11 protein-coding genes are annotated in these 19,127 nt (G+C 28.8%); 4 read left to right on the top strand and 7 right to left on the bottom strand.

Annotated elements, in window-relative coordinates; translation table 11 throughout:
• Positions 1–4: 4 nt before the first annotated feature.
• The 6 genes from IPM32_12575 to IPM32_12550 form a co-directional block, all read right to left on the bottom strand.
• Positions 5–1,162, bottom strand: a complete 1,158-nt coding sequence (locus tag IPM32_12575; GenBank protein MBK8946089.1) for a metallophosphoesterase family protein — start codon at positions 1,160–1,162, stop codon at positions 5–7.
• Positions 1,163–1,183: 21 nt separating this feature from the next.
• The gene (locus IPM32_12570; protein MBK8946088.1) at positions 1,184–2,617 is read right to left on the bottom strand and encodes a hypothetical protein; all 1,434 of its coding nucleotides are present in this window, start codon (positions 2,615–2,617) and stop codon (positions 1,184–1,186) included.
• A gap of 2 nt (positions 2,618–2,619) precedes the next feature.
• Entirely contained in the window at positions 2,620–3,678 is a 1,059-nt protein-coding gene (locus tag IPM32_12565; GenBank protein MBK8946087.1) for a PorV/PorQ family protein, read from the bottom strand.
• A 13-nt stretch (positions 3,679–3,691) separates the two neighbouring features.
• Positions 3,692–7,114, bottom strand: a complete 3,423-nt coding sequence (locus tag IPM32_12560; GenBank protein MBK8946086.1) for a hypothetical protein — start codon at positions 7,112–7,114, stop codon at positions 3,692–3,694.
• 27 nt (positions 7,115–7,141) lie between these two features.
• Positions 7,142–10,036, bottom strand: a complete 2,895-nt coding sequence (locus tag IPM32_12555) for a TonB-dependent receptor (GenBank protein MBK8946085.1) — start codon at positions 10,034–10,036, stop codon at positions 7,142–7,144.
• Between the two features lie 122 nt (positions 10,037–10,158).
• Entirely contained in the window at positions 10,159–12,174 is a 2,016-nt protein-coding gene (locus tag IPM32_12550; GenBank protein MBK8946084.1) for a metallophosphoesterase, read from the bottom strand.
• A gap of 178 nt (positions 12,175–12,352) precedes the next feature.
• Between IPM32_12550 and IPM32_12545 the strand changes: the two genes are divergently transcribed.
• On the top strand, positions 12,353–13,267 hold the full coding sequence (locus tag IPM32_12545) for a hypothetical protein (protein ID MBK8946083.1): 915 nt from the start codon (positions 12,353–12,355) through the stop codon (positions 13,265–13,267).
• A 95-nt stretch (positions 13,268–13,362) separates the two neighbouring features.
• Here IPM32_12545 and IPM32_12540 read toward each other — a convergent pair whose 3' ends face one another.
• Positions 13,363–13,995 (bottom strand): hypothetical protein, encoded by a 633-nt coding sequence (locus IPM32_12540; GenBank protein MBK8946082.1) that lies wholly within the window; start codon positions 13,993–13,995, stop codon positions 13,363–13,365.
• Between the two features lie 366 nt (positions 13,996–14,361).
• On the opposite strand from IPM32_12540, the gene IPM32_12535 reads away from it, so the two are divergent.
• From IPM32_12535 to IPM32_12525, 3 genes are all read left to right on the top strand, one after another.
• Entirely contained in the window at positions 14,362–14,976 is a 615-nt protein-coding gene (locus tag IPM32_12535; protein ID MBK8946081.1) for a Crp/Fnr family transcriptional regulator, read from the top strand.
• 120 nt (positions 14,977–15,096) lie between these two features.
• Positions 15,097–17,583, top strand: a complete 2,487-nt coding sequence (locus IPM32_12530) for a TonB-dependent receptor (protein MBK8946080.1) — start codon at positions 15,097–15,099, stop codon at positions 17,581–17,583.
• Positions 17,584–17,837: 254 nt separating this feature from the next.
• On the top strand, positions 17,838–19,109 hold the full coding sequence (locus tag IPM32_12525; GenBank protein ID MBK8946079.1) for a glycoside hydrolase family 1 protein: 1,272 nt from the start codon (positions 17,838–17,840) through the stop codon (positions 19,107–19,109).
• The last annotated feature ends 18 nt before the right edge of the window (positions 19,110–19,127 follow it).

The following is a 19,127-nucleotide window of genomic DNA, read 5'->3' as shown; positions in this document are numbered from 1 at the left end:
TTTTTTATTTTTTGTTAAGTTCGTGAAAATCTATTAGATTACCGTTAAGATCATATGTTTTAAGTTGAAATTTATTATCATAAATTTGTGCAATACCATAATGATGACAGCTTTTAACTTTGCTAGAAAACCATGTTCTAGTCGGTGCTGGCAGTTCCAGACCACCTCCGGCACCTCCCATTATTAAATAAGTAATTCCGTTTTCTTCATTAATTTTGTTATTACGAATTGGGAAAGTTCTTTCATATGAATGAATATGACCGTTTATTACAATATCTACATTATATTTTTCTAAGAGTTTTACTAATTCGTCTAATTCTCTATCGCCAAGAACAGATTTTCCTTTCCAAGTATCACCGTAATCGTTTTCATCAGAGCTATATGGCGGGTGATGAAACACAACTATTTTCCATTTACTTTTAGAATCTTTTAATAATAATTCTATTTTTTGATATTGTTCGCTATTTTCCTGAAGGTCCCTGTTACTATCAACTAAAATAAATTGGGTTTCTGCGTAATTGAAAGAGAAGCAAAATTCATCTTTACTATTTGATAAATATTGATAATAGTATTCTGCATCTTCATCATGATTACCTAATGCAGCAAAAATAGGTACGCGAGACATTAAAGTATGAACAGAATTAAGAAATTCACTCACCCATTCATTTTTTTTATTTCCATTTCCTACAATATCACCAGCATGAACTACAAAGTTAGGTCGTTCGGAAAATATTCTTTCAGCAACATTTTTATTTACTTCTGGATTATTTTGAGTATCACTTATTATTCCAAAAGTAATTGGAAGTTTTTCATCAAATGCAGTTTGAAATGAATATATTTCGGATTCAATTTCAGTATTGTTTTCTTTTGTAACTATAATTTGATAAAAATATTTTTCGTTACTCTTTAAATTTTTTAAAAATACTTCATGAAATTTATTTTTATTCGATTCAATTTTTTCTTCTAATGGTAGAACTTCACCAAATAAAACAATAGCTTTTGTATCTTCAAATGTTTCAAATAGAATTCTGGCTTCATTTTTTAAAACTGATTGAACATATGGCTTAACAAGAAATATTGAACTATTTTCAATAGGATTTTTATTAGCAAAAACAATTGATAATAAAAATGTGATACTTAGGAGAAATATTTTTTTAATCATTTGGTCCCTTAATTTTCATGTTTAATTTTTCCATATAGCGTCGACTATTGGTTCTGCAAGCCGATTTGTACCAAGTAAATAAATTGGTGTAAATGTATTTTTCGATTTTTCTGAGTTTGTTATTTCAATATTTTTAAGTGCCTCAGCGAAGATTTTAACATTATATTTTTTCCGTAATTCTTCCGAAGAGTTTAGAAGGTTTGTTCTTAAGCTTTTGGGGTCTGTGTTTTTCGATAAATAATTTTTAAATAAATTAAAACCTAATTTACTATCCCATTTTTTTGTTTCATTTATCATCCACTCAGTCTTGTCATATTCATTTTCTTGTGCATTTTGAATCCAAAAATAATCTCTAATAGATAATGAAAGAATTTGATTTATTAGTGCATACTTATTTTCATTATTTAGATATTCTTTTTTGAGTAAATCGAATCTGAAAAATTCAATAATATCATTTGAATTTAATTTTCCATCAATAAACTCAATAAGATTTTCACTAGATAGTATTTTGTTTTCATCTAAAACTAATTTTTCAAAATAGAATTCACTAACAGAAACTTTTGGATTTTCAATTTGATACCATCCAATAATTATATCAGCAAATTTTTTGAAAACTTTTTTCTTCAATAAAATATTTCTTGGAGAAATTATTGAATCTGTAAAATTGGCAATCTCATTTTGTAATTTTTCATTAAACAATTGTTTCCTTACAGTTGGATATTGTGAGTTATATTCATTACTCATAACTGAACTGCGACGAACATCATTCACCATAGCTAAATAATATGCTCCATTATATTCTATTGGATTTGATACTTTTCCGATTGGCAGTTTTTTTACTGCATCAAATATTTTCGAAGGTATTTCGTTCTCATGTAAATAATCAGTTTCAAAATATTCTTTATTGATATTTAAAAAAGGATTTTCTTTTGTAACGAGCTTTATTGTATTTTCAATTCCCTCATTTTCAATTTGATATTTAATAAAATCAGCATCATCCTTATGTAATTCCGGCCATAGTGTAATTTTAAATGATGTTTTATTCTTATTAATCCTCATTTTTATTTCATCAAATGTGAGGTTAATTTTTTTCATTATTATTTTTTGTATCGTGTATTGTAAAAGAAGATCATTTTTAATTTTTCGCATTTCATTTTGATAATCTTTCGAATTAAACAAGCCTAATTTTTTTGCTTCAAGAGACAATAATTTTTCATTAACTAAAAAATTTAAATAAGTTAGTTTTTTTTCATCAGTTGTTTCGCCAACTTTTAATTGCGGCAATCCAAATTCATAATTTGCAATAAAGTCTTTTTCATAAATTACTTGATCTCCTATTTGTGCAACTATTTGGTTTTCTTTATCAATTAATTTTTGATCATTAGCATTTATGGCTGAAGTAATTAAAAACCCAAATAATATTTTTATTGATGATATTTTGATAAATTTTTTCATAACTAAAAAACCAATCCTACAGAAAATCTTTGTGAATTTTCAAGTATTCCCCAGTCAGCCCAAGAGTAATCAAATCTTACTCCAAAGTTTGCGGAATTGTTGTAGTAGTCTATTCCCGCACCAAGTGTTAATCCGCTAAATGCTTCTGAATCAAATAAACCTTCATAACCTCCGCGTAAAAAGAACATTTTCGCAAACGAATATTCAATACCGGCATTAATTGCTTCCGGTGAATTACTCGGATGCAATAAATCAATTGCCGCAATTGCAGAACCAAATCCGCCTAAGTTTGCTTCATAAGAAATACCGGCTCTAAATAAAAGCGGAATTGGGTAACTATCGGTTTGATATTCCGAAGGAACTCTATCAAAGTTTTCAACTTCTATATCCGGATCAACAGTGGTGTGAATATCTTGTCCTTCATATTTAATATCAGTTCCAAAATTATTCATACTAAAACCTAACCTTAATCCTTCGAGTTCTGTATTATAGAAAATACCAAAATCTGTTGCGAATGCTGTGCCGGTTTCATGCCAAATTTGTGAGCTTATATATTTGAAAGAAATCCCAAATGAAAATCTATCTGTTAAAGCAGTCGCCCAAGTTATCCCAGCTGAATAGTCTCGTGCACTGTAACTTTCTCCAGTTCCTTCAGGTCTATTAACAGTACGGACCGGTTGGTCACCAAATCCAAGTGTTGTAAAACTTATTCCTAATGAAGAGTTAAGTTCAGCAATTGGAAAAACTGCACCAAAGAATTCATTATTTGCATCGAGAAACCAAGAATTATGCATTACTTCAAATTCCATATTTTCAATCCAAACTATTCCAGCTGGATTCCAATAAATAGAAGATGCATCATTTGAGACAGCCGCATAAGCTCCACCCATCCCCATTGCTCGCGCGCCAACACCAATTTCTAAAAAGGTAAGTGCATTTGTACCAATTCCGTCAACTTCGGTTTGAAAGGTTTTTTGTTCACTTTTATCTTGTGCAAAAAAAGTGGAAGAAAAAATGAATGTTAGCAACATGTATGTTAAAATTAAATTAAACTTTTTCATAAAATTCTCAGTACTATTTAATGATTGCAAAACGACCAATTTTTTTACCAATTTTAGAAGCTTCAACTACGTAATAATAAATGCCAGGAGCAATTTCCAAACCATCCTTTGTTCTTAAATCCCAAATTTCTCTTGCAAAATTTGTTTCACTTTTGTGTTTAAGTTCTCTAACAAATTTGCCGGCCGTTGTGAATATTTTTATTGTACACTCATTTGGAAGATTTACAAAGTCAATACGTCTATCACCGCGCCCTTCTTCTTCATTTATAACTTTTCTTTCAAGTGAACTGGAAACCAAATATGGATCCGGAACAACGTAGATTTTATCCAGATCATTTTTAGATTTTTCATCATTAACCGAATTACCCAAAAAAGAAAATGTGAATTTGTCATTTCTATCAAATGCTTTTCGCGTAATAATTTTAGCAACATCGCCTTGTGAAGGATTTATATGAAGTGAATCTGCTAATTCATCCGGTTGGTTAAAACTTAATATCCATAGCCTTTTTGTATTGTTAAAATCGGAAACAATTTGAATTTTATCTCTATTACTTAAAACACCAACTAATTCTTTAGGTTCATTACTATTTATGTATCTGAATTTTACTTTGAATGTGCTATCCGGATTTGTTACATCCCAAACTTGAAAATTTGTTAAAACCGGAATTGAATTAACTGAGGAATCCGCTCCCATTTCTAAAACTCTTATTTCATAATCACGTGGAATTTTTATCCCGTTATCCTCATCAGTTGTTGATTTTATTTTAATTGTTGAATTACCGCTTAGCCAATAAGTAGTATCAAGTTTAGTCGTATCATTAAAAACTTTTATAATCATTCCTTCAGAAATAAATTCATTCATTAATGAATTATTATCCGGATCAGAAATGCTTAGCAACGCTTGATTTGTAGTTTCGTTATATAATGTAACTCTATCAGTAACTCCGGAGTATGCATTTCCGTATTGTGTAAATTCACTATCGTCATTAAATCTTACAGAGTACTCAACATTTTCATTAATACTTTTCGAATCAAAAATATCAACTTCAATACTTCCAGTTCCATAACCTTCTGAATGAATTATTGAATTATTGAGTTTTGGAGTTTCCCATCCGGAAGGATTTTCAACCGGTATTACAATAGATGTATTTCTGTCAGTTCCTATTGCTCTTCCAAGTAAATCAGTTTGAATATTAGCTGAACATTCTGTCGGTGAGATTGTTAACAATCCTTCCTTATCTGTTAAAGATGGATAAAAAGATTCGTGGTAACCTCTATCAACTGAAACTACTGCATAGAAATAAGTACGCCCGTTAGTGACAGAAGTATCAATAAAATAATGCCGAAGCCCGCTATCTGTTCCTAAATTATATGAAACACCCAGATCGCTTTCTTGACTAATTTCACTACCAATGCTAACTGGATGCACACCTTTCAATCCGTTCTTTAAATCAAATATTGCTATAGGTTCAAATAATAATGGATTTGCAAATGCATCGGTGATTGTTTTGATATCATCAAAATTTGGATCAGTACTTTTGTAAATATAATATGCTTCAAAGTCTTGTCCATAAATTGGGTCTTTTGATCTTTCAGCTGAATCATCCCATCTTAAAATTACTTTATTATCTCCACCGGTTGCAGTTAAGATTGGTAACCTTGGTGGTTTAGCGAAATTATAATCTTCATTGTAGATTACCTGCATTGTTCTTTTATTTCTGAGAATATCATCTTGATTATTTCCGAATAACAGTGCAATTGCATAGCGATGTTTTTTTTCATCCTCAGCAAATTTTACATAACCGCTTCCATAACTCCATGCAATATCTCTTTGATAACCCGGACGTATAGCGTAAGTACCAGGAGTTATTTCAGTTCTCCAATAAGTTTCATCATTTGCCATGGTATTATCAACATCTCTTAAATAAAATGCTGTTAATCCAACTTGGTCTGATTCATCATTATCTGTAAACTCAAAATTTGGTTCACCAACATTAGGAATTCCATTAGCTTGAGATCCATCTGGATCAGGTCCCGTATAATCATTAAAATCAGGTCCTAATCCATCAGAGCCCAAGTCATCTCCAAGAGATTCAATATCAAGAATTCCATTATTATTAACGTCTTCACCAACATCCAAAGATCCATTATTATTCAAATCTTCATTATCCCAAATGCCATTGCCATTTTCATCTGTCCATGATGTCCAATCTCCATCATCATCAATTCCATTATTTTGACTTTCATCAATTTTACCATCTGTGTCATTATCAATTCCGTCTTTTGGTAAACCAGGGCTTTCTAAAAATGCAAAACCAAAATATCCGACTGGTAATCCCTCATTTGATAAACCAACACGATTATATGCATAAGTAATATCATCATTATCATCAAAATCTGCTCCATCGCCACTAAGAGAACCGCCGATATCCGGATCTACATACATTCCAACAATACATTTGTTTAAATCTTTACCGTTGTTTTTAATATCATAAATTGAAATTAAAATATCTTCCGCAAGTCTTGAAGACCATTGATAATTTCTAACTGAAACCTCCACGCCTAATCCTCTTTTACCATTAGGCCAAGCACCTCTTGATTCGGTATCATCAAATGGGAAATATTTGAATTCGTCATTTTCTCTATCATCAGTCACGTAATATGATTCTTGATCAGCACGAATATATGCGCCAAATTCGCCATTCCATCTTCCGGCTCTAACACCAGGATTTCCGGGATAAGTGCCTTCCGGCCAATCTTGAGGCCATGTTTCTTTTCTATGACTTATCGAAAACCAGCCCACTTCGTTAACCATACTTTTATCAAGAACACCATTTCCGTTGAAGTCTTCCTCGACTTGTAATATACCATCGTTTTCACCTTCATCACCGGTATTAGGAAAAGTATCAACGCCAACATCTTCACTAATTCCTCCAATATCATAACTAAGAGCATTTGGCTGGTTACTATTGAAAAATTTTGGAAGTGCAGCAAAGCCATAAAAATGTGATTGATCTAATGCTGTTTCACCGCCTCTTCTATAATTATCAGATACGATATGAATTGTATCACCATTTTCATCTATAACTTCAGAGGCAACATAAAAAACTGCACCGTGCAAATAACTTACAGATTTCGGTCCTTTAGGCCATGATATTGATGGACTTCCCGAAACATAATGATAGGATAAAAGTCCAGAGTTAATAATACCACCATGAACAAGATTTCCATCATGAACAGAAAATCTTAAATTTTTAGCAAGACCTTCGGCGGTTATATTGCTGTTTTTACTAAATATTCCTTTATAACCTCTTGAACCAGAAATATTTAATTTATTCAAATCAACAGGTTCATTCTTTGTTTCATCAGTTTCTTGTGCTATTAGTGTGAATGAAAAAAGTAGTAAAAGAATTATTAAAATTTTGTTTTTAAGCATTTAAATGTTATCTCCAAGAATTTACAATTAAAATAAAACTTCAAAACCAATTTGAATTTTTCTAGGGCTTGAATACCAAGAAGGTTCATTATCAATTTCATCAAGTGTGAATAATCCAGCTTGATTTAATCTTTCAATTTCTAGTATTTCATTTTCAGGTAATCTAGCGTTTTCACTTGCACTACCCGTACTTGAATAAACTACTTCTTCGTTAAGATTATCAAATAAGTTATCAACCTTCAGATATAAGTTATAGTTAAGCCCAAAAAAGTTTAGTGATTTACTAGCTTTTAAATCAACATTCCATTTAACGGGTTTGGAAGAAGCGTTTTTGTATTCTACTTCAAGAATATCATATCTTTCAAGAAATGATGGACTATATGGCTGGCCCGACCATATATTTCCTACAATACTTAGGTTTATTATTTCAGGAAAATTAAAATTGAGAACGGTATTTAATGTATGTCGCTGATCCCAATCCAAAGGAATAATTTGTCTATTTACAAACTCAATAGGATCACCGCCAATTTGTGTTGATGCTTGAATAACAGCAACTTCTTCAGGATTTGAAGAACTTCCATTTGCTGTTGAATAAGTATAATTTAAAGTTGCATTTAATAAATCATTACCAAAACTTCTTAATCCAATTGTTATCCCTTTGCTATTTCCATAATCTCTATTTATAAATCTTTTATATCTTACATTATCCACAGTTGTTAAATATTCAACACCAAGTAAATTTCTTATATCTTTGTAATAAGCAGAAACATCAATTGTTAATCCGGGAATTATTTGTTGTTGCAAACCAAGTTCATATTGAATTGTTTTTTCTGGTTCCAAATCTGCATTCCCTAAAAGTCTGTCATTCAACTGAATTGGCGTAACAACATAAAGCGGCTCATTATACATTTTTTGAAAACTTGGCATCTGGAAAAAATGTCCGTATGCTGCATGAAAAACTCCGGTTGCTGATATTGGGAATGATAAACCTAATCGTGGACTTAATTGAACAACGTTATTTGCATCTTGAAGATTTATTTCCGATCCTAATTTTAATGCTTCAACACGATAATTGATTGGAACTTTTTCATTGGGTAAAAACATATCAAATCTTAATCCGGCATTGAGAATAATCTCCCCAAGTTCAACCTTGTCTTGAAGATAAGCAGACATTTCATAAGGCTCTATTGTATAATCACGCCAAAGAGCATATTCATCAGCATATACTTTTCTATATTTAGTTGTATCATAAATATCTTCCCAAGTTTTCCAGTACTCAGTCATTATTTGCCAATAATTTTCAAAAGTTAAAGTTGGATCCGGTTCAAAATTTAACCACATTTTGTTTTCCCAATCTTTTGTTGCCACATATCCCCAACTATATGTATTAACTTTATGTTTTTTAAATTCAAAACCACCTTTAATAAAATTGTATTTATCAGCTTGCCAGTTGAAATCACCTTTAAAGATTATTTGTGATCTATAATTTTTACCGGAGGCATCTGAATAAAATCCATCTGTAGTGCCAAGAGAAAATCCATCTGTTGATGCATCTATCGGTTGAATTCCAATATCACCAGGATATGAAGCAACTTTATTATCTTTTCGATAATAAGATTCCGCATCATTAAACTGGTATGAAAATCCAATATTATAAAAGAATTTTTCTGATGGAGTATGTCGCAATGAAAAAATATGATTATGAGAATATGAATTTGTAACACCCATTTCTTCGGGAGAATAAAGTCTTGCAAAATCTGCTCTTCCTTCTTGATAACCAAATGAACCAAATACTTGGTATGATAATTTAACTTCAGGTATTGGACGATAATTTATTTTGAAGTGAAGTTCCGCTTCTTGATAAGTTGCTAAAGGTCCTTGAGATAAATCACCAGTTTTTAATGAATCAGGTATTGCAATAGCTTGAGTTGCGGCATATTCATCAGCTTTTTGTTCTTGAAACCATTTTTGATAAGCAGCAATTTTCCAACCATCTATTGGATTAAATCTTTTCTCATACCAATATAAACTTTCACTGTTGTTATATCTTCCAACTAATGAAACTCCTAATTTATCGCTAATAATTGGAACATTAATATTAAATTGAAAATCTTTTTCTGATGCGGGATTAAAATTATCAATACCTAAAAATGTATTTGTTTTGTTGCTAAGATAATCGCCAGCATATACGCTCGCAGAACCAGAAATATTTCTGGCTATATCTTTGGTAACTATATTAATTATCCCAGACTGCGCCGAACCATATTCGGCATTAAAAGTTCCAGTAATTACTTCAAGCTGAGAAATCATCGAATTTTCAATTTCAACATTTGATCCACCGCTTTGACTAAATGAATTTGTTACCGGCATTCCATCAATTATATATGCAACTTCTCTTTCTCTTCCTCCTCTAAAATGCAATGAGCCGCCGGATTTTACTACTCCGGGTTGCAATGTTAGAACTTCGCTAACTTCTGTTACAGGCAAAGTACTTATTTCATCGGCATTTACAACTGCTGAACTATAAGTTCTATCTTTTTGAACCGGAGGTTTTTCTGCTTTAACAACAACTTCATTTATTTGAATTGAGGAAGAAATCATTTCAACTGATACTTGAGTTGTTCTATCAACATCAACCATTACATCTTCAATTCTATAATCAGAATATCCAATAAATTTGAATATTAGGTTATACTTACCGGGTTTTACATTTATAATAGAAAAATATCCATCCATATCTGTAGCTGTTCCTTGTGTGGTATTTTCTATAATAATGTTTACTCCGGGAAGCATTTCACCAGTTGATTTATCAGAAACTTTACCAACAATTTTTCCCGTAGTTCCAGCGTAAATTCTGATTGTAAAGAATAAAAGAATCAATAGAATCTTATAGCTAAAATAGATTTTCTTTTTTGTAATCAATTTTTCTCCAAAACTATTTACCATAATTTTATTCAAATATTATTAATGAATTATTATTTTGATGTTATCTAATCTTAATTTCTTTATTAAGAAATAGTTAACATGGAATTCTTAGTTATTTCTTATTTTATTAAAATCATTTTTTTAGTTTCGAAACCCACATCTGTAATAAGATTTACAAAGTAAATTCCGGAAACAAGTTTATTATTTGTGTAATTTATTTTATATATACCCGCATCTTTATCACCTAATTCCAACATTTCAACTTGTTCTCCAATTTCATTTAATATTTTTAATTTCACATTACTTTTTTCACTTAAGGAATAAACTATTGTAGTTGAATTATTAAATGGATTCGGATAATTCTGCTGAAGTTCAAATCTTTGTAGTAAATTATTTTGTGATGATTTGTAATTAGTTAATGTTTTTAGTATCTGAATTTTATCAATAATTTCTCCATCTGTATCTATTGCTGTTAATGTTAACACATTATTTTTTATATTCACTTTACAATAATGATGAATGGATATTGACTTTTTAATATGTGCCCAATCCCTAGCATAAGTATCTAAACCACCCCCACCGCCGCCGGTTATTATATAGTAAACACCGTTTAACAAACCACGTTCATAACCATGTGTATGTCCATTAAAAACTATATCAACATTGTATTTTTCAAATAAGGGGAGTAAATAATTTCTAACATTTCCATCACCATCCCATTCCGGCCATAACTCGCAGTAAGGTGGATGATGAAATACTACAAATTTCCATAACGAACTTTTATAATCTTCTGATTTGAATACTGCATCAATATATTTATATTGATTTGATTGCGGTGAAAAATCTATATTTGAATCAATTATTAGAAAAAAAGTTTGACCTCTTTTAACAGTATAATATCTTTCAGTTACAGAAAAATCTTTTGTGTAATAAAAATCATTTAAATAGGTTTCGGCATTATCATAATACGTATCATGATTACCAATACATGTATAAACATTTTTTCTACTTACAAATTTTGCATACGGTGTAAAAAATATATTATCATACTCTTGACCAATTGATTGTGATACGTCTCCAACATGAATTCCAAAATCTACAGAATCAGTTTCTGAATTTATTTTTTCTGCAATTTTGTATTGAGCTTCATTTCCGGTGCCGCTATCGCCCCAAATAAGAAAATCAATATTATTTTCATCTGAATTTTCTGCAGTTTTGAAATAACTTTGTTCAGTAAACAAATCGTTGTTATTATAAACTTTATAAAAGTATTTTTGATTTGTTTCAAGATTTTCTATTAAAACAAAATGTCTATTAGCTAATGTGTCTTCAGTAATTGATGCTAAATTTAATGAATCAATTCCGAATTCAACTTTACCAATTGATTTGTTTTTTGTATTCCAAGCAATTGCAACAGAATTTGTATCAGTCAATTGAATAAATGGTTTTCGATCTGAAACAATTTCAGTATTTTCTGGTTCATCATAAACTTTAAATTTGGAAGTTACCGATATACTGTCAAAATTTGCATTGGACATTGCATAACAAGTTAATCCAATTTTTCCTTTTGAATACGTACTATCTTGAACCGTTCTAAATAGTTTTGAGTTTACATAAATTGAAATAGAATCTTTTCTAACATTTGCTGTAAGAGCAAACCAATTTTTTGGAATTGCATTTTCTAATTCTTCTTCATAAAGCGTAAAAACTTCACCATTAACAAATTTTTGTATTTTCCACTTTGGCCCACCATTGTTGGCATCTTTAATGAGTAAAAATCTATAATAATTTTTTTCATCATTATATCTGAACAAAATTCCAATTCCATCATCATCTCCGGCTTTAACATTTACATTAAAAGAATAGTCTGCCCAGTTGATATCACCAATAAATAAGTGCGTTCCTAAATGATAATGAAATTCCAAAGGAGCTGCATAAGCCCAAATATTAGAAGTTTGTCTTAATACTTTGTCATCAACAAACCAATTACTTGGACCAGAAAATGAAGGTTCATCGTCAACAATTGTCCATTTTTCAATAGATCCATCGTTAAAATTTTCGAAAAAATTTATTTCTTGAGAAAATATTGAAATTGTAAAAAGTAAATTCAGAATTATTACCAAAAAATTTTTCATAAAAATTTATTGATTTAGAAAAGTTGTAAGTTCTTAAAATTGAGTTTTAGTGACCGAAAAACTTAACCATAGCTTAATATTAACAGCGGTCGAAATATGTATATTTGCTTTGCGTGCTTCCAATAATTGCTAATAAATTATGATAAAGAATTTTTTGAAAAATTAATTAATATGAACTATGAATAGTCTGATTCACAAAGCAAAAGAATTTTTAGAATTGATTGAAAAACTCAAAAAGAAAGGAATGAAAAAGAAAGAAATTGCCGCTTCATTAAACATTCCTGCTCCGGTACTTTCAAGTTTGTACAAAACGGTTTTGCCAAAAATTGCTGAAGTTGATATTTTTCTTAATTCTAAAGAATTGGATGAAAAACTTGATGAAGCTTTTAGTTTGGTTAATAATTTATCTAAATCAAAAGTTACAATAAGTTTGGATGAATATTTAATTGACTTAAAGAAGCTATTAAAATTTTCGAAAAATGATTCAATTCAATTCGATTATATTAAAAATCTTAAAAAACATGCAGAAATTTCATATGATTTTATTAAGCAAAATTATCAAGGGATATACTATTTCTATTACGTTTCAACAGATAGTTATACTATAAAACGTGATTTATTTCTAATTAAAGAAAATAAACTTCATAAAATAATTGAATGTTTTAAAGGAAATGTAAAAAGTAGGGTTCAGTATTATGGTATTGTAAATATGATTGGAACTCATACTCTTTCTTTACACGCTTCGGAAAAAAACTTTCCTCCAAGTGAATATCTTTTAATTAATATGAGTTTACCTTCAGTAAGAAATGTTGAATTTTTTAGAGGAATTTTTTCCAGTTTAACATATGCCAGACAGCCAATTGCAAGAAAATTTGTAATGATTAAAATTTCAGATTCCACTGACGATTACAATTTTAATAATTATGAAGTAAACTTTTTTGATAATGAAAATTGCGAAGAAATAAAAGAGATTAGCGAATATTTAAAATCATTCGATTCAAAAACCGAATGCCATTTGGTTACTTCGCCATCATTTGATATTCAAGATTTGAAAAAAGAATTGGATTTTATTTCACAGACACAAAAAGTGTAAAATAAATATAATCGCATTAAATAATAATTAAGCCAATGTTAATTTATTGTTACCAATTTTTAAGTGAAGGTTTTGTTTTTTGTAACAATTTATTTTTAGTTCCCGTTTACATTTAAGATATTTTTAAATTGATTTGAAATATGAGAAACGTTTTTAATATTGATTTTATTCTTCCATGATGAAAATAAATGAAAATAAATTTTTTCACCTTTTAATAATTCGGGAACATTTATTGTAATTGAGCGCTTTTTATATGTAATTAAGTTATACCAAAATTCGCTTTCAAAGTGATTTTCTTTGCAAAATCTTTTTGGAAAATATTTATCTCTTATAGATCTCATATATAATGAAAATTCATCTTCTGTACTTATTCTTAGAATAGAATTATTAAAATGATATTCCGTGGTGGTTTGATTTTCTCTTGGAGAAAATTTGTTTTCATAATTTGTACTAATGTTAACGCTTAACATAAGTTTCAAATCTTCATTAAAATTTGAAATTTTCTCAACTATAAAAAAATGATTTTTATTTATAGAAGAATTATTTATTTGAGAATTCTTTTTTTCAGAATCCTTTAAATAAGTGCTTATTAAATGATTTTCTGTTTTCAGTTTTTTTATTCCAAATATTTGTTTAGAGTTTTCAACAATATCAGAATTACTCAAAATTGAAAAATAAACTTTGGAATTATTATCATAACTAATTTCATTTAAATTGAATGTTTTCATATCTGCTTAATTTATTTTTAGAAATAATTTTATTTAAGAACTAATATAATTTAGAATTATACGAAAAAAGAAAAGTTAAAATTGAGCTTATAAAAGATCTAAAAGTAGAATTTTATGTTCACTGATTTAAGTTACCTATTCATTTTTAACTTAACAAATTAATTTTTCTTTATTCATGTGAAATTTTTTCAACAAATTTTTGTAACAAAATGATTCAATTTTCAAAAATCGTGTTTTTAGTAAATTCTATTAATTATCCTTTAAAATATTAAAAATGAGTATCGCATTTTTAATTTTAATTAAGTATCAATAATTTTAGCTTAAAATTAAATTATTGATTTAAATTAAAATGCTGGAGAAAATAATTTGGTAAATGATTTTGAAAATAATTATAAACTTCTTTTTTCGGAATTAGAAAATTTTTGTAATAATAAAGAAGAAATTAATATTGATGAAATTAAAAAAGTATTTAAATATGAATTTTATTCAAAAGGAGAATTTTATATCCGAGAAGGAGAGACCCCTAATAAAATTGGTTTTATTACAAAAGGTTTAATGAAATATTATTATATCGATTTAGATGGAAATGAATGGATAAAATACTTTTCCGGCGAAAATAGTTTCACTGCTTCATATGCAAGTTTTTTATATCAATTCCCTTCCCTTTATTTTATTGAGGCAATTGAAGATACAACAATTTTGTCAATTAATTTTGACACATACATCAAAAATATAAATAGCTCAAATTTATGGTGTACGATTGCAAGAAAACATACCGAAAAGATTTACTATGAAAAAGAAAAAAGAGAAGCAAGTTTACTTAAAGAAAGCGGCAGCGAAAGGTATGCAAATTTTCTTAAAGAATTTAGTCAACTTTCCAATAGAATTAGTTTAAAAGATACGGCTTCATTCTTAGGACTTACGGCTGTTTCTTTATCACGTATAAGAAATATGAAACAAGGAAAAATTAACAAATGTTAATGTTTTTTAGTCACATAGATATTTACATTTGAATTGAATTTGATTCGTAAATGGGAAATTTGTTTACGAATCTTTATAATAAATTTGATTGCTAAAGAAAATATTATTTTGGGAAAATTTATGAAACTTTTACTTTTATTTTTTCTATTTATTCCATCAATAATTTTTATGCAGACTGGCATGGTTTCCGGAATAGTGAAAGATGCATCTACAAATGAATATTTAATTGGTGCAAATGTTGTAATTATTGAATTGGAAAATACCGGTACTGCAACTGACGAAAATGGGAAATTTAATTTATCATTGCCCGTTGGAAGTTATTCAATGAAAGTAAGTTTAATTGGTTACCAGCCAGTTGTTAAAATTGATGTTATTGTAAAAACAAAAAGTGAAGTTTTTCTCGAAATTTCTCTTATACCAACAGCAATAGTAATTTCTGAAGTTAAAGTTACTGCAGATTATTTTGATAAAGCTGTTATTGAAAATAATCTAAGTACAGTTGCTCTTGGTGTGGAACAAGTAAGAAGATCCCCCGGAGCTATGGGAGATTTTCAAAGAATACTTCAAGCAATGCCCGGCGTTTCCTTTTCTAATGATCAAACAAATGAGCTTTTAGTTAGAGGCGGTTCACCTAATGAAAATCTTACAGTGTTTGATGGAATGGAACTTCACTCAACAAATCATTATCCTAATGAATTTAATTCTGGCGGACCCATAAATATGGTTAATACAGAATTAATCCAAGATATTCAATTTTCAACCGGAGGATTTATTTCTAAATATGGAGATAAATTATCTTCCGTCATGATTATCAATACAAGAGAAGGGACAAGACTTTCAAATCTAATGGGCGAAATAAATTTTAATATGGCGGGAATTGGTGCAATCTTAGAGGGAAATATTAATAATGGAAAAGGTTCATGGTTAATTTCCTTACGTAAAAGTTATATTGATTTAATTGCCGGAGGTTTTGGGCTTACCGCAATTCCAAAATATTATGATGGGCAATTTAAAATAGCATATGATTTATCCAACAATCATAAATTAAGCTGGTCGGGAATTTATGGAAATGATAAAATTTTATTTGAAGGAGAAAGTGAGAAAACATATGAAGAAAAAGCTGGAGTAGTTGATTCTGTTGATGTTGGTCATATTGATGTTAAGCAAAATCAGTGGGCAAGCGGAATTATGCTAAAAAGTTTTTGGTCAAAAAAATTATATTCCAATATATCTTTTTACGGTAATAATTATCATGATGATATTCTTCTGAAAGCAGATTATACAGAACGAATTTTTGATTCTTCAGGAAAATTAGAGGAAACAAATTTTATATCATCAAGAAAAATATTTGATAATATTTCTGATAATACCGAAATGGCAATTCGCTCGGAATTTATTTACAATATTTCAAAAACACACAAACTTGAATTTGGAGGATTATTTAAATTCGGTGGATATATTCAAAAGGCATATATTGATGCCGATACTTCAAGATATGATTTAAATGATGATGGAATTTTTGATCAAATTGTATTTCAACCGGAATCAGAAATTAAAACAGATTTGAAACTTTTTGATAATTACAAAAGTTATATTTTCCTAAATGATCATATTAATTTATTAAATCAAAAACTTCAAATTAATTTGGGATTAAGATATGACTATTTTTCATATAGCGAGAATGGAAATGTAAGCCCCAGATTATCATTAAGCTATTTTTTAATTCCTACAATTACTTCAATTAATTTTGCTTACGGCGAATATTATCAAACACAAGCCTATCCAACTTATGGAGATAGATACAATACAAATATTAATAAATTTGTAAAGAATACTCATGCACGGCATTTTGTTGCCGGTATTGAACATATTTTAGATGATGGATTAAAATTAAATTTTGAAGGATATTATAAAACTTACAATAATATTCCGGTTAGCGAAACTTTCATAAATTTTAATGATCATACTTTTAGATCGGAAAAAATGTTAAATATTGGAACCCAAAAAGTTTATGGAATTGATTTTCTTATTCAGCAAAAATTAGTTAAAAATATTTATGGCACAATCAGCTACTCAAGAATGTGGTCTAAAGTTGATGATCCGCGAAATGGATATAAAGGAAAAATATATTCATCAGATTATGATTTCCCTCATGTATTTAATGTTGTAATTGGTAAACGATTTAGCAATCTTAGAAAAGATTTAAATGAATTACCTTTCTATATAAAATATCCAAGTTATATTTTACCTTTTTCCGATGATATGGAAATTAGTACAAGATGGCGTTACGCAAGCGGAAAACCGTATACTCCAGAAATTTATGTTACAAATGAACAGCACAGAGTCGGTAGTATAAAATGGACTGAAGGAAGTTGGGTTTCATCTTCTGAAATAAATAGTTTAAGATACAAACCATATCACAGACTGGATATTGCTTTTAACAGCAGATATAATTTTGAAAGTTGGAATTTAGTTATTACTCTTTCTGTACAAAATGTTTACAATAGAAAAAATATTACTACATTTCAGTATAATTCTGATGGAACTGTTGATAATATTTACCAATTTTCGCTTTTACCAGTTGCCGGAATTGAAATAGAGTTTTGAGTTTTGTTTTATTTCATGCAATAATTTCAAAACTATTACCCGCCTTACTTTTTGTGCTTTGTAAGTGTAAAACTAAGTTAAATAATTGTTAACAATTTATTTATACTATGTTAATATTTGTTTAACATCTTAATTTTAAATTTATTTTGGGTAATTATATGAATTATAAATTTTTCTATTGTAGAACTTATTATTTCCCGGAATGTATAAACTTAAGAAATAAACAAAACAATTTTGCAACAATTGAGTAATAGATGGCAGATTTTTTATGGGGAACTTCAACTTCTTCATTTCAAATAGAAGGAAATATTACAAATGATTTTACCGAGTGGGAAAATCTAGGTAAATTCAGAAATAATGGATCAAATCCACTGTATGAAAATGGAAGTAATCATTGGAATAATTGGAAAACCGATTTTGATTTTTTAAAAGAACTAAATATAAATTCATACAGATTTTCAATTGAGTGGTCACGAATAGAACCGGAAATTAATAAATATTCGGATAAGGCTTTAAAGCAATATTCTGAAATGATAGATTATTTACTTGAAAACAATATTGAACCATTTTTAACACTACATCATTTCTCTCATCCAAAATGGTTTCATGAATTTTCACCTTGGCATAAAAAAGAATCGGTTACTACATTTTGTAATTTTGCAAAAATCATTATTGATTTATTTGCAGACAAAATAAATTATTGGGTTTCGTTTAACGAGCCAATTGTTTGGTCTTTAGCAGCTTATGCAGACGGTAAATTTCCTCCCGGTTATAAAGATTTAAATTTAATGATGGATGCAATTTACAATATGATGGAAGCCCATATATGCATTTATGATTACCTAAAAAAAAGAAATCCAAATGCTAAATTAGGAATTGCAAAACACTTTATAATTTTTAAAGAAGCCAGAACTTGGTTCTTTCTCGATAAAAAAGTTACTGAAAATGTTGATACTTTTTTCAACAAAATGTTATTGGAAGCATTTCAGAAAAACAGAATTACTCATTGGTTTCCAACAGTTTTAAAATATGATGCACAAATTCCACTTGAAAATAAAATAGACTTTTGGGGAATAAATTATTATTACAGAATTTATAGTCAATTCAAATTTAGTTTGAAGAACCCCGTTTTCCTTTTTCCAAAAGAACCAGCAACTGATATGGGTTGGGAAATTTATCCGAAAGGTTTAAAAAAAATAATTAAGCTTGTTGCAACAACCGGAAAAGAAATAATTGTAACAGAAAATGGAATTGCAACCGAAGATGAAGATTTGAGAAAATATTTTATAAAACGACATCTAAAAATTTTAAATAAAGTAAGACACAAATATAATATTACCGGATATTTTTACTGGAGTTTAATTGATAATTATGAATGGTTAAAGGGAAAATCAAAAAGGTTTGGGTTAATTAAGATTGATTACGAAAATAATTTTAGGCGAATTATTAAGCCAAGTGCACTGTTTTATTCTGAACAAATTAAAAAATATTCTGAGCAAAATAATGATGTTGTTGTTTCACAATAATATCTACAAACATTCTTA

The sequence above is a fragment of the Ignavibacteriota bacterium genome (assembly GCA_016716225.1).
Taxonomy (GTDB): Bacteria; Bacteroidota; Ignavibacteria; order Ignavibacteriales; family Melioribacteraceae.
Note: the sequence above shows the minus strand (reverse complement) of the source record. Positions and strands in the feature narration are given on the sequence as shown.